20 protein-coding genes are annotated in these 20163 nt (G+C 63.2%); 15 read left to right on the forward strand and 5 right to left on the reverse strand.

The window, feature by feature from the left end:
* The first annotated feature begins 129 nt into the window (after window positions 1-129).
* From JNB89_RS01195 to JNB89_RS01220, 6 genes are all read left to right on the forward strand, one after another.
* Window positions 130-1488, forward strand: a complete 1359-nt coding sequence (locus JNB89_RS01195; protein ID WP_220360939.1) for an MFS transporter — start codon at window positions 130-132, stop codon at window positions 1486-1488.
* A 35-nt stretch (window positions 1489-1523) separates the two neighbouring features.
* The gene (locus JNB89_RS01200; protein ID WP_220360940.1) at window positions 1524-2717 is read left to right on the forward strand and encodes an acyl-CoA dehydrogenase family protein; all 1194 of its coding nucleotides are present in this window, start codon (window positions 1524-1526) and stop codon (window positions 2715-2717) included.
* Between the two features lie 15 nt (window positions 2718-2732).
* Window positions 2733-3416, forward strand: coding sequence for an EthD family reductase (locus JNB89_RS01205; RefSeq protein ID WP_220360941.1), 684 nt, complete (start codon window positions 2733-2735; stop codon window positions 3414-3416).
* Between the two features lie 58 nt (window positions 3417-3474).
* Window positions 3475-4395 carry a LysR family transcriptional regulator gene (locus tag JNB89_RS01210; protein WP_135891922.1) on the forward strand — a complete coding sequence of 307 codons (921 nt, stop codon included), beginning with the start codon at window positions 3475-3477 and terminating at the stop codon, window positions 4393-4395.
* A gap of 165 nt (window positions 4396-4560) precedes the next feature.
* On the forward strand, window positions 4561-5868 hold the full coding sequence (locus JNB89_RS01215) for an MFS transporter (RefSeq protein WP_220360942.1): 1308 nt from the start codon (window positions 4561-4563) through the stop codon (window positions 5866-5868).
* Window positions 5869-6022: 154 nt separating this feature from the next.
* Window positions 6023-6991 carry a PDR/VanB family oxidoreductase gene (locus JNB89_RS01220; protein WP_220360943.1) on the forward strand — a complete coding sequence of 323 codons (969 nt, stop codon included), beginning with the start codon at window positions 6023-6025 and terminating at the stop codon, window positions 6989-6991.
* 3 nt (window positions 6992-6994) lie between these two features.
* On the opposite strand, the gene JNB89_RS01225 is transcribed toward JNB89_RS01220, so the two are convergent.
* Window positions 6995-7915, reverse strand: a complete 921-nt coding sequence (locus JNB89_RS01225) for a LysR family transcriptional regulator (protein ID WP_013341355.1) — start codon at window positions 7913-7915, stop codon at window positions 6995-6997.
* 171 nt (window positions 7916-8086) lie between these two features.
* Here JNB89_RS01225 and JNB89_RS01230 point away from each other — a divergent pair, with 171 nt between their 5' ends.
* The 9 genes from JNB89_RS01230 to hpaC all read left to right on the forward strand — a co-directional run bounded on the left by JNB89_RS01230 (window position 8087) and on the right by hpaC (window position 15199).
* Window positions 8087-9370, forward strand: coding sequence for an aromatic ring-hydroxylating oxygenase subunit alpha (locus tag JNB89_RS01230; protein WP_220360944.1), 1284 nt, complete (start codon window positions 8087-8089; stop codon window positions 9368-9370).
* 10 nt (window positions 9371-9380) lie between these two features.
* Entirely contained in the window at window positions 9381-9881 is a 501-nt protein-coding gene (locus tag JNB89_RS01235) for an aromatic-ring-hydroxylating dioxygenase subunit beta (protein WP_220360945.1), read from the forward strand.
* 55 nt (window positions 9882-9936) lie between these two features.
* Window positions 9937-10311 (forward strand): tautomerase family protein, encoded by a 375-nt coding sequence (locus tag JNB89_RS01240; protein ID WP_135892265.1) that lies wholly within the window; start codon window positions 9937-9939, stop codon window positions 10309-10311.
* 173 nt (window positions 10312-10484) lie between these two features.
* Window positions 10485-11642, forward strand: coding sequence for an acyl-CoA dehydrogenase family protein (locus tag JNB89_RS01245; protein ID WP_220360946.1), 1158 nt, complete (start codon window positions 10485-10487; stop codon window positions 11640-11642).
* 33 nt (window positions 11643-11675) lie between these two features.
* Window positions 11676-12053 (forward strand): hypothetical protein, encoded by a 378-nt coding sequence (locus tag JNB89_RS01250; protein ID WP_220360947.1) that lies wholly within the window; start codon window positions 11676-11678, stop codon window positions 12051-12053.
* A gap of 4 nt (window positions 12054-12057) precedes the next feature.
* Window positions 12058-12573 carry a nuclear transport factor 2 family protein gene (locus tag JNB89_RS01255; protein ID WP_220360948.1) on the forward strand — a complete coding sequence of 172 codons (516 nt, stop codon included), beginning with the start codon at window positions 12058-12060 and terminating at the stop codon, window positions 12571-12573.
* On the forward strand, window positions 12570-13712 hold the full coding sequence (locus JNB89_RS01260; RefSeq protein WP_220360949.1) for an amidase: 1143 nt from the start codon (window positions 12570-12572) through the stop codon (window positions 13710-13712). The genes JNB89_RS01255 and JNB89_RS01260 overlap by 4 nt, the downstream gene beginning before the upstream one ends.
* Window positions 13713-13727: 15 nt before the next feature.
* Complete coding sequence (locus JNB89_RS01265) at window positions 13728-14471, forward strand: SDR family NAD(P)-dependent oxidoreductase (RefSeq protein WP_220360950.1); 744 nt, start codon at window positions 13728-13730, stop codon at window positions 14469-14471.
* Between the two features lie 182 nt (window positions 14472-14653).
* A complete protein-coding gene (hpaC, locus tag JNB89_RS01270) occupies window positions 14654-15199 on the forward strand; it encodes a 4-hydroxyphenylacetate 3-monooxygenase, reductase component (RefSeq protein ID WP_013341364.1) in 546 nt (181 codons plus the stop codon).
* 51 nt (window positions 15200-15250) lie between these two features.
* Here hpaC and JNB89_RS01275 read toward each other — a convergent pair whose 3' ends face one another.
* The 4 genes from JNB89_RS01275 to JNB89_RS01290 all read right to left on the reverse strand — a co-directional run bounded on the left by JNB89_RS01275 (window position 15251) and on the right by JNB89_RS01290 (window position 20127).
* The gene (locus tag JNB89_RS01275; RefSeq protein WP_220361257.1) at window positions 15251-16678 is read right to left on the reverse strand and encodes a trypsin-like peptidase domain-containing protein; all 1428 of its coding nucleotides are present in this window, start codon (window positions 16676-16678) and stop codon (window positions 15251-15253) included.
* A 583-nt stretch (window positions 16679-17261) separates the two neighbouring features.
* The gene (locus JNB89_RS01280) at window positions 17262-18791 is read right to left on the reverse strand and encodes a PAS domain-containing sensor histidine kinase (RefSeq protein WP_220360951.1); all 1530 of its coding nucleotides are present in this window, start codon (window positions 18789-18791) and stop codon (window positions 17262-17264) included.
* Window positions 18792-18935: 144 nt separating this feature from the next.
* Window positions 18936-19310, reverse strand: a complete 375-nt coding sequence (locus tag JNB89_RS01285) for a response regulator transcription factor (RefSeq protein ID WP_013341367.1) — start codon at window positions 19308-19310, stop codon at window positions 18936-18938.
* A gap of 337 nt (window positions 19311-19647) precedes the next feature.
* On the reverse strand, window positions 19648-20127 hold the full coding sequence (locus JNB89_RS01290) for a hypothetical protein (RefSeq protein WP_220360952.1): 480 nt from the start codon (window positions 20125-20127) through the stop codon (window positions 19648-19650).
* Window positions 20128-20163 lie beyond the last annotated feature (36 nt).

The following is a 20163-nucleotide window of genomic DNA, read 5'->3' on the forward strand; positions in this document are numbered from 1 at the left end:
TTGGCCCGAATTTGACCGGCTTTTTCGCGGCTCATATTGTTCGGGCCATGTCATGACGATGTCGATTCAACGCGCCCCGCTGCTCAGTTTCATCGATGCGGGAATACCCTCCTTCATGCTCTGAACGCCATGAACCCTGACGCAGTGAATCCCAACCTGAGTGCACCGCCCATTTCCGCGAGGCCAGTGTCTCGCAACCAGAGCGGCCTGCGCCGCGCGGTCACCACCGCCGTGCTCGGGCAGATCCTCGAGTGGTATGACTTTTTTCTTTACGGCACCGCGGCGGCGCTCGTCTTCGGCAAGCTCTTCTTTCCGGTCGGAAGCGATCCGCTGACGGGCACCATCGCTGCATTCGGCGGCTTTACCGTCGGCTTTATCGCGCGGCCCATCGGCGGCGTGCTGTGCGGGCATATCGGCGACCGCTATGGCCGCAAGACGGTGATGATGCTCACGCTGCTCACCATGGGCTGCGCCACCGTGCTGATGGGCGTGCTGCCCACGTACCAGCAGATCGGCATCGCGGCGCCAGTCATGCTCGTGCTGCTGCGCATTCTTCAGGGGCTCGCTGCAGGCGGCGAATGGAGCGGCAGCATCCTGCTCATCCACGAAAACGCGCCGCAGTCGAGGCGCGGCGCACTCGCCGCCTGGAGCCCGTGCGGCGCGGCGCTTGGTTTCGTGTTGTCGACGGGCGCTTTCCTGCTCGCGCAAAATCTGCCGCCCGCGGCTTTCCAGAGCTGGGGCTGGCGTGTGCCGTTTCTCGGCAGCGCCGCGCTCGTCATACTCGGCTTGTGGATGCGCCGCTCTGTGGGCGAAAGCGCGGCATTCGCCGAAGTGAAAGCGACACGTCACGAGAGCCGCATGCCGGTGATCGAAGTGCTCAAGCAATGCCCGCGCGAGGTACTCACGGTATTTGGCCTGCGCTTCGGCGAAGGCGCGGCCTCATACATCTTCTTCGCATTCTCGATCGCCTATGCGCAGTTTCTCGGCATCAAGTCGAGCTGGGTTCTCAGCGGATTGACCATCTCGATGCTGCTGATGATTCCGGTCTCGCTGTTCTTCGGCCACGTCACGGACAAGGTTGGACGCAAGCCGGTGTATCTCGCCGGCGCGATTGCAATCGTGCTGGTTGCGTGGCCGTACTTCGCGCTTCTCGGCTCAGGCGAGTACTGGAAGGTTCTGGCCGCGCTGATTCTCGCCAACAGCATCACGCTCGGTATTCTCGAAGGCGCGCAGCCCGCATTCATCAGCGAGATGTTGCCGGTGCATCTGCGGTTCTCGGGACTCGGCATTGGCCGCGAGGTGTCGTCGGTGCTCGGCGGCGGTCTGTCTCCGATGATCGCCACCGCGCTGCTCGCCCACTATCGCAGCGCCGCGCCGGTCGCCATCTATCTCGGCGTACTCGGGCTCATTACCGTCATTGCCACTTTGCTGGCACGCGAAACGTTTCCACGAGCCATGCGCGCCACTGCGCGTCAGCGGGCCGAATGACCACGACACACCCTTTGAATCGTGAGGTACCACACATGCAAGAAGCCACTCAAACTGCTTCCATCGTCGCTTCGCAGAACGATTATCCCGAGTACGCCGGACCTTTGTCGCTCGATACGCTGATCGATGAAGTAGAGCGCCGCCGCGACGAGTTCGATGCGATATCGCACGTGCCGCGCGACATGGTCGGCAAGATGAAGCGCGCAGGGATCTTCCGCGCCAGCACGCCAAAACGTTTCGGTGGTGACGCGCTGCCGCCGCCGCGTTTCCTGGAGATTCTCGAGCGCATTGCCATCGCGGACGGATCAACCGCATGGGTCGCGGCGTTCGGCTCAGCGAACACCTATCTGGCGGCGTTGCCGTTGGAAACGCAGGCGCGCATCTATGCGTCGGGCCCGGACCAGGTGTTCGCGGGCGGCCTCTATCCGCTACAAACTGCGCAGCGCGCGCCGGGCGGCTTTCTCGTGTCGGGGCAGTGGCGCTTTGCGAGCGGCTGCAAGGGCGCTGACTGGATCGGCGTAGGCATTGGCGGAGCGCCTGCGAGCGAGGCTGGCAAAGATGCGGGCAAGCCCTTTACCGCGGTATTTCCGGCGAGCGAGGTGGAGATCGTCGAGAACTGGAACGTGGTCGGCATGCAGGGCACTGGTAGCCACGATTTACGTCTGCACGACAAGTTCGTCGGCGAGCAATGGACCTTTGTTCGCGGCGGCACGGCGGTGATCGACGAGCCGCTGTATCGCTATCCCGCCGTTGCGTATCAGGCGCAGGTGCACGCAGCGGTGAACGTGGGGCTCGCCCGCGCGGCGCTCGACCTGCTCGCAAGCATGTCCGGCGTGACGAAGACCACCACCGGCGCGCCGCGTCTTGCCGATCGTGCGTACTATCGCTCGGGTCTCGCCCAGGCCGAAGCGCAGTTGCGCAGCGCGCGGGCGTTCTTCTTCGAATCGGCCGAAGCGTCGTGGCGCACGGTAGTCGCGGGCGACCCGGTCCTGCCCGCGCAAGCGAATCTGCTGCGCCTGTCGGCCACGCATGCGGCCCACACTTGCGCCGACATCGTCATGCAGGCATACAAGATGGCCGGCATCGGCGCGATCTACCGCGAAAGCCGCATGCAACGGCTGGTGCGCGATTCGATCGTGGTGACGCAGCACGCGTTCCTCGGGGAAGGCACCTACGACGCTTCGGGCGCTGTATTCGTCGGCATTCCGCCTGTAACGCCTTACCCCTGAGCGAGGTTCGAAGACATGCAGGTATGTCTTTTTCTCATTGGCGAGAGCGGCACGCATGCGCCGCTCGATGCCCGCACCCTGCAGCATGCTGCTTCGAATGTGGATGGCCTCGCGCAGTTGATCGTGCATGAAGCGATTGCCGCTCAGGTCGATCCGCGTATCGCGGAAGACGCCGATACGCCGTCGTGCGTGCTGCAATGGTATTTCGCGGACCTTGCGCCGCTGGAAGCCGCCTGCGAGCGCGGCGGCGCGATCCAGCGCGCGTTGCAGACTGCCTGCGCGGCGCGCATATCTAGCCAGCAGGTCATGGCCGTGCGTTCGCTTAAGGCGTCGACAGAAACCGTTCCTGAGCGATGCACCTATCTGGTCGCCTATGAAGGCGCCGCCACGGACTTCAACGCGTGGCTCACGCACTACCTGCAACATCATCCGCCGCTGATGCTGCAATTGCCCGGGCTGCGCGAACTGGAGGTGTACACGCGCATCGACTGCACGAGCGGCTTGCCTTTCGCACGCTCGAACGCCATGCAACGCAACAAGGTCGTGTTCGACGACCCGGGCTCGCTCGCCGGCGCCCTCGCCTCGCCCGTGCGCGATGCAATGCGCCGCGACTTTCACGCGTTGCCGCCTTATACCGGCGCCACATCGCATTTTGCAATGCGCAGCATCTACGGTACTCTCGCGCATCAGCATCATTGACCGGGCGGTCGCGCCCAAGCTTGAGAGCGCGATCTGCCCTCGTTCGCGAGCGAAGCGCATGAACAAGCCGCATCCCGGCATCGCCGATCTGAACCTGCTGCGTGTGTTCCTCGCCATCTGGGATTTGCGCAGCCTGACTGCCGCGGGCGACAGGCTCGGTCTGACGCAGCCTGCCGTCAGTCACGCGCTGCGCCGTCTGCGCAATCTTTTCGAGGACCCGCTGTTTCTACGCACGCCCGGCGGCATGGTGCCGACCGACGCCGCCTATCGCCTGTATCCCCCGCTCGCACAGGCTCTGGCGATCATCAACGACGCGATGCAGCAGCTCGCCAGATTCGATCCCGCCACGGCCCAGCGCGTGTTTCGCGTGTCGATGTCCGACATGTCGGAGTTCTATTTCCTGCCGCCCCTGGTTGCGATGCTCGACCGCGAAGCGCGCGGCATCCATATAGAAGTGGCGAACCTGCCGGTGGAATCCGTAAGTGCGGCCATGCGCGCAGGCGAGGTCGATCTCGCGCTTGGCTACGTGCCGGGTCTCGATGAAGGCTGCGTGAGCCAGACGCTTTTCGTCGACGAACACGTTTGCCTCGTGCGCGCCGGGCACCCCTTGCGCAAGACGAAGCCCACGCGCGAGGACCTCTCCGCGCTGCGCTACGTCTACGCGAGCACGAACGCAACGGGTCATCGCATGGTCGAGCAGTGGCTCGACGAGCTCGACTTCAAGCGCGATGTCGTGCTGCGGTTACCGCATTTCGTGGTTGCCCCCGAGATTGTGATGAACACCGACCTTGCCGTGATCTTTCCCGAGAGCATTGCGCGGCGTTTCAATCGCAGCAAGGCGTTTCGCGTCCTGCCTTTGCCGTTCTCGTTGCCGCCTATCGAAATCAAGGTGCATTCGCACACGCAGTTCGCGGCCGATCCCGGCATCGCATGGCTGCGCCAGTCGCTGGTCGCGCTGTTTCATCAGCCGGAAGCGTGAACCTGAGGCCTGGTCCTGACGCGTCCAGTCGTGCCCGCACATTTGCCGCGCTGATATCTGGCGTTCTTTTCGGCCTATTTGACGCAGCGTAATGGCGAATCGACACTGCGTCATATGCAAAGCCTTGATCAAGGCGCGCGTCCCCCATCATTCAAGCGAGCTGACATGTCCACGGTCCAAACCTCGCCGGCAGCCGAACGCAACACGGCGACGCCGGATCGCGCACTCAAACGCATCGTCATTGCCTCCGTGGCAGGCAATGCGATGGAATGGTATGACTTTTTCGTCTATGGCACGGCTGCCGCGCTGGTCTTCGGCCAGTTGTTCTTTCCTGCCAATGCCGACCCGCTGATCGGCACGCTCGGCGCCTTCGCCGCGTTCGCGATGGGCTTCGTCGCGCGACCGCTCGGCGGCGTGGTGTTCGGCCATATCGGCGATCGTTACGGACGCCGCGCGTCGCTCGTGTGGACGCTTCTTATCATGGGCTTCGCGACGTTTGGCATCGGCCTGTTGCCGACCTACGATCACGTCGGCCTCTGGGCGCCAGCCGCGCTTGTCGCGCTGCGTCTGTTGCAAGGCATTGCCTCGGGCGGCGAATGGGGCGGCGGCGTACTGATGATCAGCGAAAGCGCGCCGCCCGAGAAGCGCGGCTATTACGCCGCGTGGAGTCAGCTCGGCGTGGGCGGCGGTTTCGTGTTGTCGTCCGCGGCGTTTCTCGCGGTGCAGGCGTTGCCGCATGATCAGTTCGTTTCGTGGGGATGGCGCCTGCCCTTTCTCGCCAGCATTCTGATTTTCGCGCTCGGCGTTTATATCCGCCGCAACCTGCCCGAGAGCCGCGACTTCGAGAATGCAGACAAGGCGGGCAGAACATCGCACATGCCGGTGGTCGAAGTCATCAAACGCCACCCGAAAGAGATTCTCATGGCGATGGGCTTGCGTGTGGCCGAGAACGGCGGCGCATATATCTTCCTCGCGTTCTCGCTCGTGTACGGCAAATATGCTGGCATTCCCAATTCGACGATGCTGACGGGGGTCATGCTCGCGATGGTCGTCGAAATGATCGCGATGCTGTGCTGGGGCAAGCTCTCCGACCGGATCGGCCGCAAGCCTGTATATATGATCGGCGCCGTGTCGCTAATGGCGATGGCATTCCCATTCTTCTGGCTGCTCAATACGCATTCCACGCCGCTCGTCTGGCTTGCGCTCGTACTGGGAACAGCCGTATGTCATGGTGCGATGATCGGCACACTGCCCTCGCTCGTCGGCGAACTATTCAGCACAGAAGTACGCTATTCGGGCGTGGCGCTCGGGCATGAAGTCGCGTCCATCTTCGCGGGCGGCTTATCGCCGCTCATCGCGACGGCGCTGTTGTCGCACTATCACGCTTACTGGCCAGTTGCGGTGTTCCTCATGGCGCTCGGCCTGGTCACCGTCGTGACGTTGAAATTCACGCACGAAACCCGACAGCAGTAAATCCCAGCCTCCAAGTGCGCGCTCCAGCGCAAACGGACACGACGCATCAAATCAGTTTCATCGATGTAGCCGAGGCTTTTTAATCTATTTTGTTTATTCACGATGCGGCGCTAATCTGGGTGCATTGTCCCTGTCCAAGTCCCCGGAAAGCATCATGGAAGCATCTGTACTCAAAGTCCGTGTCGACGCCGTGCGCGAAGAAGCGCACGGCGTGCGCTCCTTCAGCGTGTCCCGTCTCGATGGCCTGCCCTTCGAACGCTACGAGCCTGGCGCGCACATCGACGTAACGAGTCCATCCGGCGTCACGCGTCAATATTCTTTGTGCGGCGATCCCGAATGTCTCGATACACAAACCTTCGCGGTGAAAAAAGAACAGCAGTCACGCGGCGGATCGCGTTCGCTGCATGAAGACGTGGGCGTAGGCACGCAATTGTCGGTCGGCGCGCCGCGCAATCTGTTCCGGCTCGTAGAAGGCGCAGACGAGCACGTGCTGATCGGCGCGGGCATCGGCATCACGCCGCTGCTCTCGATGGCATACCGGCTGGCCGCGCGCAAGGCGCACTTCACGCTGCACTACTTTGCCCGCAGCGAAAGCCACGCGGCGTTCATGACCCTCTTCACGCGCGCGCCGTTCGATGCACATGTGAAGCTGCATTTCGGCGTGGAACGCGACGCGCTTCCCGACGCGCTCGCCGCGTGTCTGCGCGACGCAAGCGACAACGCGCATGTCTATACGTGCGGCCCGGCGCCTTTCATGGACCTCGTCGTGGAAACAGCGCAAAAACGCCTGCCTGCCGAATCGATCCATCTGGAGCGCTTCAAGGCCGAGCCTGCACCGGCCACCGAAACATCGCTCGACAGTTTCGACGTGCAACTCGCGAGCACAGGCCAGACCGTGCACGTGGATGCGAAGACTTCTATCGTCGAGGCACTTGCGTCGATCGGCATAGAAGTGGACACGTCATGCGGCGAAGGCGTGTGCGGCACCTGCATGGTCGACGTCGTGAGCGGCGAGCCGGAGCACCGCGATCATTGCCTGAGCAAGGCGGAACGGGCAAGCAACAGTGTGATCTGCTGCTGCGTGTCGCGTTCGCGAACGCCCGTGCTCGTGCTGGATCTGTAGGCGTCAGGCTTTCGTGAAGTCCGCGAGGATTCCGGAGATCAAACCGCGCATCCACGCAATGCCTTCGTCCTCGTGAAAGTGTTCGTGCCAGTGCATTGTCACGGCGGCCTTCGGCAGTTGGACCGGCAGCGAATAGACGCGAAACGCGTTGCCCCGATTGAGGATATGCGCGAGCCGTTCAGGCAGGGTCGCAAGCAGGTCCGTCGCGGCGAGCACACCCGGCAGCGCGACGAAATGCGGCAACGCCAGCGAGATGTTGCGGCCTACGCCCTGTGCGCGCAACGCATCGTCCAGTGCATGATGGCTATGCTCGAGCGAGCGTACCTGCACATGCGAAGCCGCGAGAAACTGCTCCAGCTCCAGTGTGTTTCCGGCAGGCAGGTCGCGGCGCTTGCGCGTCATGCACACGTACGACTCCTCGAACAGCAGGCTGTGACGCGTGCGCGGCAGCAAAGAAGGCAGATTGCCGATCGCGAAGTCGAGCCGGCTGGAGCGCAACGCTTCTTCAATCTCTGCAACGGGCAACGGCTCGACGAACAGCTTCACACGCGGTGCCGCGTCCTGCAACGCCGCGCACAGCGCGGGCAAATAAGCCATTTCACCCGCATCGGAAAGCGACAGGCGGAAAGTGCGCGTGCTCGTGAGCGGATCGAAACGCTCCGCATAACGCAGCGCCTGCCGCACGGTATCCAATGCACGTCCCACGATTTCCGCCAGTTCCAGCGCTACAGGCGTTGGCTGCATGCCCGCGCGCGTGCGGATGAACAGGGTGTCGTCGAACAAGGTGCGAAGCCGCCCGAGCGAGTAGCTCACGGCGGGCTGCGATAACGCGAGCCGTTCGCCCGCGCGGGTCAGGCTGCGCTCTTCAACGATGGCCTGAAACACGCGCAGCAGGTTGAGATCGATGTGGTCGATGGAGGTCATGGGTGTCTCGCGTAACATCGGCCGCACTTATCCGCGGACCCGTTTTTAATCGATTTGACGCATGATCCCCGCAAAGCGAGACTGATGTCAACGAGAGGATGCGCCAATGCGGTATTGCCCGTCTTATGGCCCTTCTCATCCAGGCCCATTCAACTACTCCCCCAGAACACGATGAGTACGCCGACCTATCAAACCATCGACACCAGCGCGCTCGCGAAGCGCGCCGGGTCCGATCGTATCGCGCCTTCGCTGTACTACGATCCGCAGTTGTTCGAGGAAGAACTTGAACGCATCTTCTACAAAACGTGGATCTGGGTCGCGCACGAAAGCGAATTGCCGAAGCCAGGCGATTTCGTGACCACGACCATTGGCCGTCAACCGGTGATCGTCGTGCGCGACAAGGCGGGCACGGTAAACGTGCTGCAAAATCGCTGCCGCCACCGCGGCGCGACGGTGTGCGAAGAGCACAAGGGCAATGCGAAGGGCTTCACATGCCCGTATCACAGCTGGTCTTATGCGCTTGACGGCACGCTGCGCGCGCTGCCTTACGGCGACGGCTACGAAGGCGTCTGCGAGAAAAGCGATCTGCCGCTCAAGAAGCTGCGCGTCGGTGTGTATCAAGGCCTGATTTTCGCGAGCTTCAACGAAAGCATCGAATCGCTCGAAGATTTTCTCGGCGGCGCAAAGCCGTGGATCGATCTCTTCATGAAGCAAGGCGCGGGCTATCCGATCAAGGCCAACGGCGAACACAAGTTCAAGTTCAAAGGCAACTGGAAGATTCAGCTCGAAAACACAACCGACCTCTATCACTTTCCGGTCGTGCATAAGTCGTGGATGAAGTCCATCGACGAAGAAACGGCCGCCGCGATCACCAGCTTCATGACGAGCGAGGACGCGTTCTGCCGCTCGCTCGGCAATGGTCACAGCCTCGCGGTGCTGATGCCGGAAATCGTCGATCTGGACCAGGACGACGGCGCGCCGCTGCCCGAGCGCTTTAGCGAACTCGCCGCGCAACTCGCGCAAAAACACACGCCGCAGGAAGTGCGGCGCATCGTGCGCTCGCTGATGGGTGTCGGCTTCAACCTGAACCTGTTTCCGAACCTTGCGCTCTCGATGGCGTTCTTCCGCGTCTTGCGGCCCATATCGGCTGAAGAGACCGAGATTCGCCATGTCGCGCTGGCGATGGACGGCGGCCCCGACGAAGCGAACCGCGTGCGCCTGCGCATTCACGAACACTTTCAAGGCCCGTTCGGCTTCGGCAGCCCCGACGATGCAGAGGCATGGGAACGCGTGCAACGCGGCTCATACGCGGGCCCCGACGTACCGATTCTCGTGAACCGCGGCCTGAACCGCGAAACCACCGCAGCGAACGGCGAAAAGACCGCTCACGCGACCGACGAAACCGGCATGCGCGAAGCCTACAGGCAATGGCGCGTAATGATGGAACAGGCATGATGGAGCAAGCATGATGGACGACCGTAACGCACTCTTGTCCGACCAGACTTTCGCGCGCGCGATTGAATTCATCTGGCGCGAAGCCGAGCTTCTGGACCGGCGCGATTATCGCGCGTGGCTCGACCTGTGGGATTCCAAAGGCATGTATGTGGTGCCGATCGATCCCAACACGACCGACTATGCAGCCACACTGAACTACGCGTTCGACGATCACCACATGCGCGAGTTGCGGGTGCAGCGCATGACCTCCGGCTATTCCGCGTCCGCATCCGACGCCGCACGCACCGTGCGTACGGTGTCGCGCTTCACGCGTTCTTCGGACAGCGCGGATATCGTCGAGGTGAACTCGTCGCAAATCATCATCGCGTACAAACGCGGCGTGTCGACGATTTTCGCGGCCGATCTCACGCACAAGATCAGCATGGAGAACGGCGAGCCGCGTCTCGTGGAGAAAGTGATCCGACTCATCAATTCCACCGAAGCACTGAACGCGATCGGCTTCCTGCTTTGATGCTCAATCGCGCATCGGCGCACGCATTGCGCCGATGCGTCTTCTTCTTTCGACCATGCCGACACTCGAAGTCTATTTACCTCACGGTCACGCCGACGATTGCAAGGCATCGCTCATTCAGGGCCTGACGCAGGCAACCGTGGACGCCATCGGCGCGCCTGCCGAATCCGTGCGGATTCTGCTCTCGGAGTTGCCCGCGTCGAACATTGGGCTGGGCGGAAAGCTCACGCCTGCCGCGCTGCCCGTCATCATCGCGATTCTGATTGCTGGCCGCACGCACGCGCAGAAGGAAGCGTTGATCGCGCACCTCAGCGAAACGAGCGCTGCCGTGCTCAATGTGCCGTTGGAGTCGACCCGCGTGATGATCAAGGACATTCCGAACACTGATTTTGGCCTCGGCGGCAAAACCGCACGCGCGTTGGGCCGATAGCCGGATAGCCGCATCATGCAATCAGGCACGCAACGGCAAGGGCAAGTGTCACGGCAACAACAGCGGCAACGCAAAGCGGCAGTCGAGCCCGCCTGTTGCAGAACGCTGCGCCGAGATGCGTCCGCCATGCCGGGCCGCGATGTTTCTGTAATCGAAGCAGAAAGGAGACGTTCATGTCGCTTGCCGCTACCCTCGAGCCCCAGCATTGCCCGTTCGCTTTCGACGACGTGATCGAGGAAATCGCACAACGTCGCGAGGAATTCGAGCGCCTGTCGCATGTTCCGCGCGACGTCATCGAAAAGCTCAAACAGATCGGCATCTATCGCGCCGCAACGCCGAAGCGTTTTGGCGGCGACGCGCTTGCGCCCGGCGAATTTCTCGCGCTCATCGAACGCATTGCCACCGCCGATGGCTCGGCGGCATGGGTCGCGAGTTTCGGCTCGGCAAATATTTATCTGGCTGCGTTACCGCTTGCCACGCAAGCCGAGATCTACGCAGACGGGCCCGATCAGGTCTTCGCGGGCGGCCTCTTTCCCGTGCAACAAGCGACCCTCGAAGCGAACGGCTATCGCGTCGACGGCACGTGGAAATTCGCGAGCGGTTGCAAGGGCGCAGACTGGCTCGGCGTGGGAATCAGCGCAGGCGGCACGCCGGGCGAGGCGCCGGGCAAGCCGCGCACGGCGGTGTTCAGGCCGCAGCAGGTGAAGATTGTCGAGAACTGGAACGTGGTCGGTATGCAAGGCACTGGCAGCCACGATCTGCGTGTGAAGAACCAGTGGGTGCCGCAAGAATGGACGTTCGTGCGCGGCGGCACGCCAACCGTGCACGAACCGCTCTACCGCTATCCGACCATTGCATATGCCGCGCAAGTGCTGGCCGTCGTGAACCTCGGCCTTGCGCGCGCCGCGCTGGACGTCGCAAACAACATGGCGGGCGGCCGCAAAACGACCACAGGCGCGCCACAGCTCGCGGATCGCGCGTATTACCGCATCGAGCTTGCAAAAGCCGAAGCGCAATTGCGTTCGGCACGCGCCTTTTTCTATGAATCGACCGACAGCGTATGGCAATCCATTCTCGCCGGCAACGATGTGACGCCGGAGCAGGTCAGCCTGCTGCGCCTCTGTGCGACGCAAATTGCCCGTGAAGGCGCGGACGTGGTGAACCGGGCGTACCGGCTGGGCGGGACGATGGCGATCTATCGCAATCATCCGCTGCAACGGCTCGTGCGCGACGCGATGGTCGTCACGCAGCACGCTTTTCTCGGCGAGGGCAACTACGACGGCGCGGGTGCCGTATTCGTCGGCGTTCAGCCCATTCCCGGCTATCTGTGACCAACACATCCGATCGAACAAGGAAGAAGCATCATGACAGATACTCGAAACCTGCCCTTGCGCGTGTTGTTCTGCTGCGGCGTCACGCAGAATTTCTTCGACCTGCCCCGCGAGCAGATTGGCGAGGTGTGGCAGGCCTACGGCAAGATGCTCGATGCGATCGAAGCCATGCCCAACGTGCGCGTGCTCGGCGTAATGGATGACGACCGGCTCGTCGTCGGCAACGCCGACGGTGCACCGTGGACCTTCTACATCATGGCCGACGTGGCCAATTTCGACACGGCAGTTGCGGTCTGCAATCTGTATCGCACCACGCCCGTGGGTCAGTACAACCTCTGGCGTTACGGCAAGATCGAGGCTCGCGTGGGTCGCGCGCTGACGGTTCCGCCTGTCGCTGTCGCGAATGCGTGAAGCCATGAGCAACGAGATCATCGAACGCCTGCAGGCCCGTCTGCGTTTGCTGGAAGCGCAGAACGCCGTGCGCAAAACCGTCGCGCGCTACATGGCGCTGTGCGACGTGCCCGCCCGCATGTTCGAAGGCGAATCGCTCGCGGCGCTCTTTAGCGAAGACGCCGTGTGGGAAGGCATCGGCCCGCAATATGCAAACAGGTTCGGCCGCTTGCAGGGACCGTCCGATATCGTCGCGATGCTGCAACGATACCTTCCGCCCACGCGGCACTTCTCGACCAACGTGCATTTCCTGACGAGCGAGCACATCGAAGTTCATGGCAATACGGCGCAAGGCCGCTGGATCATGCTGCAAGCGTCCGCTTATGTGGACGCGGGCGCCGAACTTATCGCGGCGCGGCTCGAGATAGATTTCCGGCCGTCGTCGAGCGATGAAGACGTCTGGCTGATTCAACACTTTCGCACCGAACGTCTCTTCGATGCGCCGTGGCACGTCAATCCCGCCCAAGGAGTTCGCGCATGAGCGCCTTTCTGCAAGAGTTCGACCTTGTCGCGCATGCACGAGCGGACGCGCCGACCATTGCGATCAAGGACAGCATCGACATAGCCGGCTACGCGACGACTGCCGCGAGCCGCGCACTTGCCGATGCCCCGCCCGCCACGCGCCATGCGGATGTCGTGCAGCGCCTGCTCGACGCGGGCTGGCGCATTACCGGCAAGACCAACATGCACGAGCTCGCGTTCGGCATGACAGGCATCAACGATTTCTGCGGAACACCGCCCAATCCGCAGGATGCCGCACGCATTCCGGGCGGCTCGTCGAGCGGGTCTGCATCCGCGGTGGGATTGCGTCTTGTCGATGCGGCACTCGGCACCGATACGGGCGGCTCGGTGCGCGGCCCCGCCGCATGCTGTGGCGTGATCGGCCTGAAGCCGACATTCGGGCGCGTCTCGCGTGAAGGCGTGGCGCCACGTATCACGACACTCGATTGTGTGGGGCCGTTTGCCCGCGACATGAACACCATCGTCGACGTGATGCAGGCAATCGACCCGTCGTTCCAGCACAACCGCGCGCGCGGCGATGCAGCGATCCTCCGCATTGCCATGCCCGATGTCGAAGCAGACGACGCGATCAGAAACGCGGTCGCGGCTGCCGTGGTACGTAGCGGACTTTCATCGCGCAACGTAAGGCTCGCAGCCATGCGCGATGCGTTTACGGCCGGGCTCGGCGTCATCAATGCGGAAACGTGGCGCGCGTTCGGCCATCTCGTCGACAGCGGCAAACTCGGCGCGGACATCGAAGCCCGCTTGCGCGCCGCTGCGAACACCACGGCGTCCGATCTCGACTCTGCCGAGCGCATTCGCCGCGCGTTCACAGACGAAGTGGATAGCGTGCTGCAACACGCCGATGTGCTGGTCCTGCCGACCATGCCCTCTGTGCCGATCACGATCGAGGCGGCACGCGCGGGCACCTCGGTCATCGCCATGTCGTCGCTGATTCGCCCGTTCAATCTCAGCGGACATCCGGCGTTGACGCTGCCTGTTTCGATCGAAGGCACATCACTGAAGGCGGGATTGCAGATTGTCGGCCGCAAGGGCGAGGACGAGACGGTTTGCGCCGTCGCCGCTCACATTGAAGCGATGCTCGCTTCGAACGCGTAAAGAGGACTCGACGCTATGGCAAAGAGAGTTGTGCTCGTAACGGGCGCCGCCCGCGGCTTGGGCGAAGCGGTTGCACGGCGCTTTCATGACGCGGGCTACAAAGTCGCACTTGGCGATATTGCCGTGGATGCCGCGCACGCGCTTGCGCGTGAGCTGAGCCACGACGGTTCGAGCGCATTTGCGATCAAGCTCGACGTTACATCGAAGGCCGATTTCGGCGCCGCGCGCGATGCGCTGCTCGAGCGCTGGGGCGCTATCGACGCGCTCGTGAACAATGCGGGTGCATCGAAGGTCGTGCCCGTCATGGAGATTACCGCCGAGCAGTTCGACGAGGTCATCGGCATCAATCTGCGCAGCGTGCTGTTCGGCTGTCAGGTGTTCGGCCAGTACTTCGCGACGCAGGGGGCGGGGCGCATCGTGAACATTGCATCGCTTGCGGGACAGAACGGCGGCTCCGCTACCGGCGCGCACTATGCCGCGGCCAAGGGCGGCGCCATCACGCTCACCAAGGTTTTTGCGCGCGACCTCGCCGCACACGGCGTGACGGTGAATGCCATTTCGCCGGGCCCGCTCGATCTGCCCATCGTGCATGAGAGCGTGCCGCCGGATAGGCTGAAAAACGTCATTGCCGGCATTCCAGTCGGGCGCCTCGGCTCGGCCAGCTACGTGGCGGAGGTCGCCGTGATGCTCGCATCCGCCGATGCCTATTTCGCCAACGGCGCGTGCTGGGATATCAACGGCGGCCTTTTCATGCGCTAGGTGACGGACGGTCCGCTCATTGGCCGCGCTCATTGGCCCCGCTCATTCGCCGCGCTCATTCGCCGCGCTCATGCGGCGCGCTCCTGCGGCGCGTCCCACACCTGAAGCACGTCGCGCACGAGCGTAGCGATCGACACCGCGCTCTTACTGAATGACTGATCAAGTCCGGAGGCACAATCATCATGTCAACTGAATCCACGCCCGTTCACACGGGAATCGATCCTTTGCGTCAGCAGTTCCGCCAGGCAATGGCGCATCTTGGCGCAGCGGTGAACGTCATCACCACGGCGGGCGTGCACGGACGCTGCGGCATCACCGCAAGTGCCGTGTGCTCCGTGACCGATACGCCGCCGACGCTGCTCGTGTGTCTTAACCGCTCGAGCGCGATGCATGCCGTGTTCGACGGCAATCGCAACGTGTGCGTCAACGTACTGCCGGCGAGCCTCGAGAACATTGCACGGCACTTCGCAGGCATGACCGGATTGTCGATGGAAGAGCGCTTTCAGCTGCCGGTCTGGGACGAGGGCGACAATGGCGTGCCCGTTTTGCGCGGCGCGCTCGCGAGTTTGCAAGGCACCATAGTGGAGGCGAAAGATGTCGGTTCGCACGCGGTGATGTTCGTCGAAACCCACGAAATCAGGGTGCGCAGCGACGGCGACAGCCTGATCTACTTCGACCGGAACTTCCACCGCGTGCCGCGAGCGTGGAAGGCGGCGGCCGGCCAGTGAGCGCGGCGCGCCAAGCCGCCAGAAGCGCGCGCTTCTGTGCGCTCGCTTGCCCTATCTGAGATCGACCGTGACGAAGCGCCGTGCATGATTGCGCTGCACCAGCAACGCGGCCTGCCTGCCCGCGCCTGCCGCGAGCGACGCGAGTTCGTCCTGCGACGCGACCAGCGTGCCGTTTAACGACAGCACGACATCGCCCGGCTTGATGCCGACAGCGGCAGCCGTCCCCGATACCTGGTCCACCATCAGACCTTGAGGCAGGTCCAAGGTGCGCCGCTCGTCATCGGTCAGAGGATGCATTGCGAGGCCCAGACGATCGAGCCCATGACGCTGCCGCGACCCCGCCTCCGAGCGCGGGCCGGCAACGCCGCCCGCCGCTGCATTCACCTGTTGCGACGTAGGCCCCGTATTCACCATCACTGTCATCTGTTTGCGCTCGCGTATCAGCCTGAGCGGCACGCTCTTGCGGTTCTGCAAGTCGAGGTTGTGTGCGCTCAGATCAGCAGCGTGGTCGATAGGCCGGTCCGCTAGCTGCACGATTACGTCGCCAGTTTTCAGGTTGCTCGCCGCGGCCGGGCTGCCCGGCTCGACCGCGGTCACGAGCGCGCCCGCCGCGCTGGGCAGACCGAACGCGCTTGCCAGATTCGCATCGACGTCCTGCGCCTGTATGCCCAGATTGCCATGTGCGGGACCTTGCGCGCCTTGCGGTGCGGCCTCGCTCTCTTCCACCCGTTGCGCCTGTTGCACCTGTTGCGCCTGCTCCTGCAACTGAGAGCGCAGCTTGTCCGCCATGTTGATCGGGATCGCGAAGGTCAGGCTGTGCAGGCGATCGCTGTCCGCATACACCTGCACGTCAATGCCCACCACCTCACCAGCGCGATTGAACACGGGGCCGCCCGAATTGTCGGGATTCAGCGACACGTCTGTCTGAAAGAACGGGAAGGTGCTGCCGTCGGCGAGCGTGCGCGAAGTCGCGCTGACAATGCCCGCCGTGACCGTGTTCTGGTAGCTGTCCGGCGAACCGATGGTCAACACCTGTTCACCCACGCGCACGCGGCTTGCATCGCCGAGCCTGACGGTGGGCAGGTTGGCCGCGTCGATCTGCAGCATGGCGATGTCGCTTTGCGGGTCGACGGCCAGAACCTTCGCATTGAACTCGCGCCTGTCGGTCAGGCGCACGCTCGCTTCGTCCGCCTCGCCGATCACATGGGCGGTCGTCAGAATGAGACCGTCCGGGCTCACGATAAAGCCCGATCCCACGCCCGACATCGCGCGCGGCATAACGCCCTGACTGTCTTGCGATTGCGGCACGGCCTGCCTGAAGAACGGCACGATGGGGTCGTCATGCTCTATCACGTCCGCGCTCAGCGCCGAAGCGGGTGCGCCGCCCGCCGCAGCATTGAACGGCACTGTCGCGCGGATATGCACGACGGCCGGCCCGTAACGCGCGACGATCGCAGAAAAGTCGATTGGCGCCGCCATCGCGGCGCTCGTCGCGCGCTTCGCTCTTGCTGGTGCAACAGGAGCTGCCGGCCACGACGACGCTGGAGGACCCGATTGAGAAGCGGCGGGCGGCGCAACGCCGGAAGCGGCCGCCGGTGACGTGGCGACTGCCGCTGCGTTGGCGATCGGACCTACTGTCAGACATGCGGCGGGCACGGCAAGGCAGAACCCGGCCAGAGAGCGGATCGAGCGGATGGACCGGACCGAGCGGCCCGGTTGGATCAGCTTGGACACAGCGCACCTCCCTTATGCCTTGCACTGTGAAGACATATTTTTGCGCGTGACGGGGCCGAGGCATTCCAGTGCATTCGCGCGTTCGAATGCAACCCACCTGTTCCAGCCCGCCTGCTCTATTTATAGGAAAGGCGCGCGCAAATTGCAGCGAGTACAAATCCTGACCTGCATTCAGGCGGCGGCGCTCAGGCACGTGGACGGGTCGCATGCATCGCGATCCCATCGCATCTTTCGCGCGTAAGAATGCGGACGTGAGGCCGCGCTTTGAGCGGCGCCGCCGCCCCTGGTCGAATTGCGGGCCTTAAGGCCACCGCTCGCCACTCGCCGCTCAGGCTCGCAGCGCCTTCGCCAGATCGGCCAGGCGGTATGGCTTCTGCACAAAGATCACATCGCCCAGGCCGTTGCGTTCATCGCGCAGCGGAGCCGCCGAATAGCCTGACGTGAGCACCACCCTGATGGCCGGATACTCGGTGCGGACCAGACGTGCGAGTTCGAGCCCGCTGATACCGTGCGCCATCGTGATGTCGGTGAAGACAACGGCGATGTCGGTTCTTTCCCTGAGAATCTGCGCCGCCTCGGACGCGCTGCTCGCAGGCACCACTTCGTAGCCGATGCTCATCAACAGTTCCGACGCGACGCCGAGCACGTCGGGCTCGTCGTCGACGAGCAGAACCGTCTCGTGCTTCGCAACCTGCGGAGCGCTGACCGCAGCCTCCGGTTGCGCAAGCGGCAGATACAGGTCGACTTTCGTGCCCTTGCCCACTTCACTCGAGAGATGCACGTCGCCTCCCGACTGAGCGATGAAGCCATACACCTGGCTCAGGCCGAGCCCTGTCCCCTTGCCCGGCTGCTTGGTGGTGAAGAACGGCTCGAACGCCTGCGCCAGCACGTCGGCAGGCATGCCGGTGCCGGTATCCACAACCGAAATACGCACGTAGCGGCCGCCCGCCAGGCCCGGCGGCAAGTCGGCGTCCGACTGAACGGTGCCGGTGCCGATCGTCACCGTGCCGCCCGTCGGCATTGCGTCGACCGCGTTGACGACGAGATTGAGCAGCGCCGCCTCGAAACGCGCTGCGTCGACCAGTGCGAAGGTATCGCCGGGCTGGAGCGCAAGTTCGACCTTCGTGTTGCGGTTGCGCGCGCGCGAAAGCATGGGCGCGAACTCGCGAATCAATGCGTTGAGGTCGTGTACCTGCGCCTGCAATGGCTGCTGCCGCGCGAACGACAGCAACTGCTGCGTGAGCGAGGCGCCGCGGTCGATCGCCCTGCGCATGCCTTCAATCATCTTTCGCTCGATCCGCGTGCGCGACTGGATGGCCAGCACCTCGAGCCCATTGGAGAGCACCGCCAGCAGATTGTTGAAGTCATGCGCGACGCCGCCCGTCAGGCGGCCGATGGCCTCCATTTTCTGCGCCTGGAACAACGCCGCATTGGCCTTCTCCAGCGCGGCGGCCGCCTGCTTGCGCTCTGTAATGTCGCGTGTCACCTTGGCGAATCCGACCAGCGAACCGGCCTCGTCGCGAATAGCATCCACCACCACGTGCGCCCAGAAGCGGCTACCGTCCTTGCGCACGCGCCAGCCTTCGCGCTCGGCACGGCCTTCTTTCGCCGCTGTTGCGAGAATCAGCGCGGGCACGCCGGCCGCCTTGTCTTCGTCCGAGTAAAAGCGCGAGAAATGCTCGCCGACGATTTCCGCCTGCCGATACCCTTTGATCCGCTCCGCGCCGACGTTCCAACTAGTCACCACGCCCGCGGGCGACAGCATGAAGATCGCGTAGTCGGTCACGCCCTGAACAAGAATCCGGAACTGCTCCTCCGTTTCACGCGTCGCGTCCTGCCTGTTGTCATTCTGGCTCATGTTGGGGGTTGTTCCGGTGAGGTCGTAAAATGCACTTGCAACGCACATTTTACGCCGCACTATGCCGCCTGTTCCGCCGGGCATGGACCTATTGCCCTTGCGATGGTTGCTCGACGCAAAGAAGCGCTTAACCAGCTTGTGCCGTCAACCAGCCTTACCCCTTTGTTCGACGGCGAGCTCGATCGAATCGAGCAACGCTTCTTCCGCGAACGGCTTGCGCAGAAAACTCACGGCGCCGTCGCGCAGGGCTCGCCGCACCGTTTCTTCCTCGCCGTGCGCGGACATGAAAACCACCGGTATTGTCCTGTGCTGCTCTTTCAGTCGACGTTGCACTTCCAGCCCCTGCATGCCCTGCATGCGAACGTCCAGCAACACGCACAGTGCATCGTCCGCGAGCGGCGACGCAAGAAAATCTTCGCCTGACGAAAACAGCATAGTGGTATATCCGACCGACTTCAGCAGATTGCCGATGCCGTTCCTTACCGAGGCGTCATCGTCGACGATGCAAATAAAGCTCATAGCTGCCCCTACTCCCATTGCGCTTTCATTGCGCCGACGCGGCATATCCGCTGTGTCTTCACAGTCATATTAATTGGGAAGACCGGGGCGAGCCATTATCCATAGGGATACGTTGACCGGCACGCGGTCGGCGCCGCCCGCCGCGCACGCGGCCCCCGAGGCGTGCGCGGGCTTTGCGGCCGCCATCCCGGCATGACACTAAAGTATGAGCCCCCATTCACGCAGGCCAACGCTCGAGCCGCTGGTGTCGACCCGCTAGCGCATCCGACATGCACGAAGCGCGGACAATGAAAAGGCGCCCGAAGGCGCCTACGGACAGCCTGCCATGCACGACAGGTCATGTTTCGTCGCTCTCGACGCCCGCGCACACCAGGCACACAAACGCCGTCGCCTTCAGCAAGCATTCCACCGAGGTGAGTGCAAAGCCGAGCGGAAACAGCCGGTATTCGGCCGGCAAAGCGAACGCCATCGCAATCAGACCGATAGTGCAAAGCAATCCGTAGGCGATGCGCGCGACGCGGTGGCCCGCGAGCACGAAACCCACCAGCGCGAGCCACAGCAGCTTCGCGGTGACCAGGGCGAGCGCGTCGCGCGCGGAGGTGCTGATCCACAGCTCGAACGGCAGTTCCAGCACCGACCACACTCCGGTTGCAATCACGACGCGGCGCGTCCAGCGTCCAGGCACCGGCGATTTCGCGACCTCGGCAGCCGAAGCACGCGACAGGCCGCTGCCGGTTGCATAGGAAATGTCCGCGCCGTGCACGGGCCGCCAGTCACGGCGATTGATGTCGCGAGGCGATTCGTCCAGGTATCGCATGAGGAGTGCTCCAGTGATAGCAGGGTTGGCGCGCGG

Source organism: Paraburkholderia phenoliruptrix, from assembly GCF_019511605.1.
Lineage (GTDB): Bacteria > Pseudomonadota > Gammaproteobacteria > Burkholderiales > Burkholderiaceae > Paraburkholderia > Paraburkholderia phenoliruptrix_A.

Excerpts from the sequence above, each read along its gene's own strand:
- JNB89_RS01195 (WP_220360939.1), top strand. The coding sequence starts at position 130 with ATGAACCCTGACGCAGTGAATCCCAACCTGAGTGCACCGCCCATTTCC.
- JNB89_RS01250 (WP_220360947.1), top strand. The coding sequence starts at position 11,676 with ATGACAGATACTCGAAACCTGCCCTTGCGCGTGTTGTTCTGCTGCGGC.
- JNB89_RS01230 (WP_220360944.1), top strand. The coding sequence starts at position 8,087 with ATGAGTACGCCGACCTATCAAACCATCGACACCAGCGCGCTCGCGAAG.
- hpaC (WP_013341364.1), top strand. The coding sequence starts at position 14,654 with ATGTCAACTGAATCCACGCCCGTTCACACGGGAATCGATCCTTTGCGT.
- JNB89_RS01260 (WP_220360949.1), top strand. The coding sequence starts at position 12,570 with ATGAGCGCCTTTCTGCAAGAGTTCGACCTTGTCGCGCATGCACGAGCG.
- JNB89_RS01265 (WP_220360950.1), top strand. The coding sequence starts at position 13,728 with ATGGCAAAGAGAGTTGTGCTCGTAACGGGCGCCGCCCGCGGCTTGGGC.
- JNB89_RS01285 (WP_013341367.1), bottom strand. The coding sequence starts at position 19,310 with ATGAGCTTTATTTGCATCGTCGACGATGACGCCTCGGTAAGGAACGGC.
- JNB89_RS01255 (WP_220360948.1), top strand. The coding sequence starts at position 12,058 with ATGAGCAACGAGATCATCGAACGCCTGCAGGCCCGTCTGCGTTTGCTG.
- JNB89_RS01275 (WP_220361257.1), bottom strand. The coding sequence starts at position 16,678 with ATGGCGGCGCCAATCGACTTTTCTGCGATCGTCGCGCGTTACGGGCCG.
- JNB89_RS01215 (WP_220360942.1), top strand. The coding sequence starts at position 4,561 with ATGTCCACGGTCCAAACCTCGCCGGCAGCCGAACGCAACACGGCGACG.
- JNB89_RS01240 (WP_135892265.1), top strand. The coding sequence starts at position 9,937 with ATGCCGACACTCGAAGTCTATTTACCTCACGGTCACGCCGACGATTGC.
- JNB89_RS01245 (WP_220360946.1), top strand. The coding sequence starts at position 10,485 with ATGTCGCTTGCCGCTACCCTCGAGCCCCAGCATTGCCCGTTCGCTTTC.
- JNB89_RS01200 (WP_220360940.1), top strand. The coding sequence starts at position 1,524 with ATGCAAGAAGCCACTCAAACTGCTTCCATCGTCGCTTCGCAGAACGAT.
- JNB89_RS01220 (WP_220360943.1), top strand. The coding sequence starts at position 6,023 with ATGGAAGCATCTGTACTCAAAGTCCGTGTCGACGCCGTGCGCGAAGAA.
- JNB89_RS01235 (WP_220360945.1), top strand. The coding sequence starts at position 9,381 with ATGATGGACGACCGTAACGCACTCTTGTCCGACCAGACTTTCGCGCGC.
- JNB89_RS01290 (WP_220360952.1), bottom strand. The coding sequence starts at position 20,127 with ATGCGATACCTGGACGAATCGCCTCGCGACATCAATCGCCGTGACTGG.
- JNB89_RS01205 (WP_220360941.1), top strand. The coding sequence starts at position 2,733 with ATGCAGGTATGTCTTTTTCTCATTGGCGAGAGCGGCACGCATGCGCCG.
- JNB89_RS01225 (WP_013341355.1), bottom strand. The coding sequence starts at position 7,915 with ATGACCTCCATCGACCACATCGATCTCAACCTGCTGCGCGTGTTTCAG.
- JNB89_RS01280 (WP_220360951.1), bottom strand. The coding sequence starts at position 18,791 with ATGAGCCAGAATGACAACAGGCAGGACGCGACGCGTGAAACGGAGGAG.
- JNB89_RS01210 (WP_135891922.1), top strand. The coding sequence starts at position 3,475 with ATGAACAAGCCGCATCCCGGCATCGCCGATCTGAACCTGCTGCGTGTG.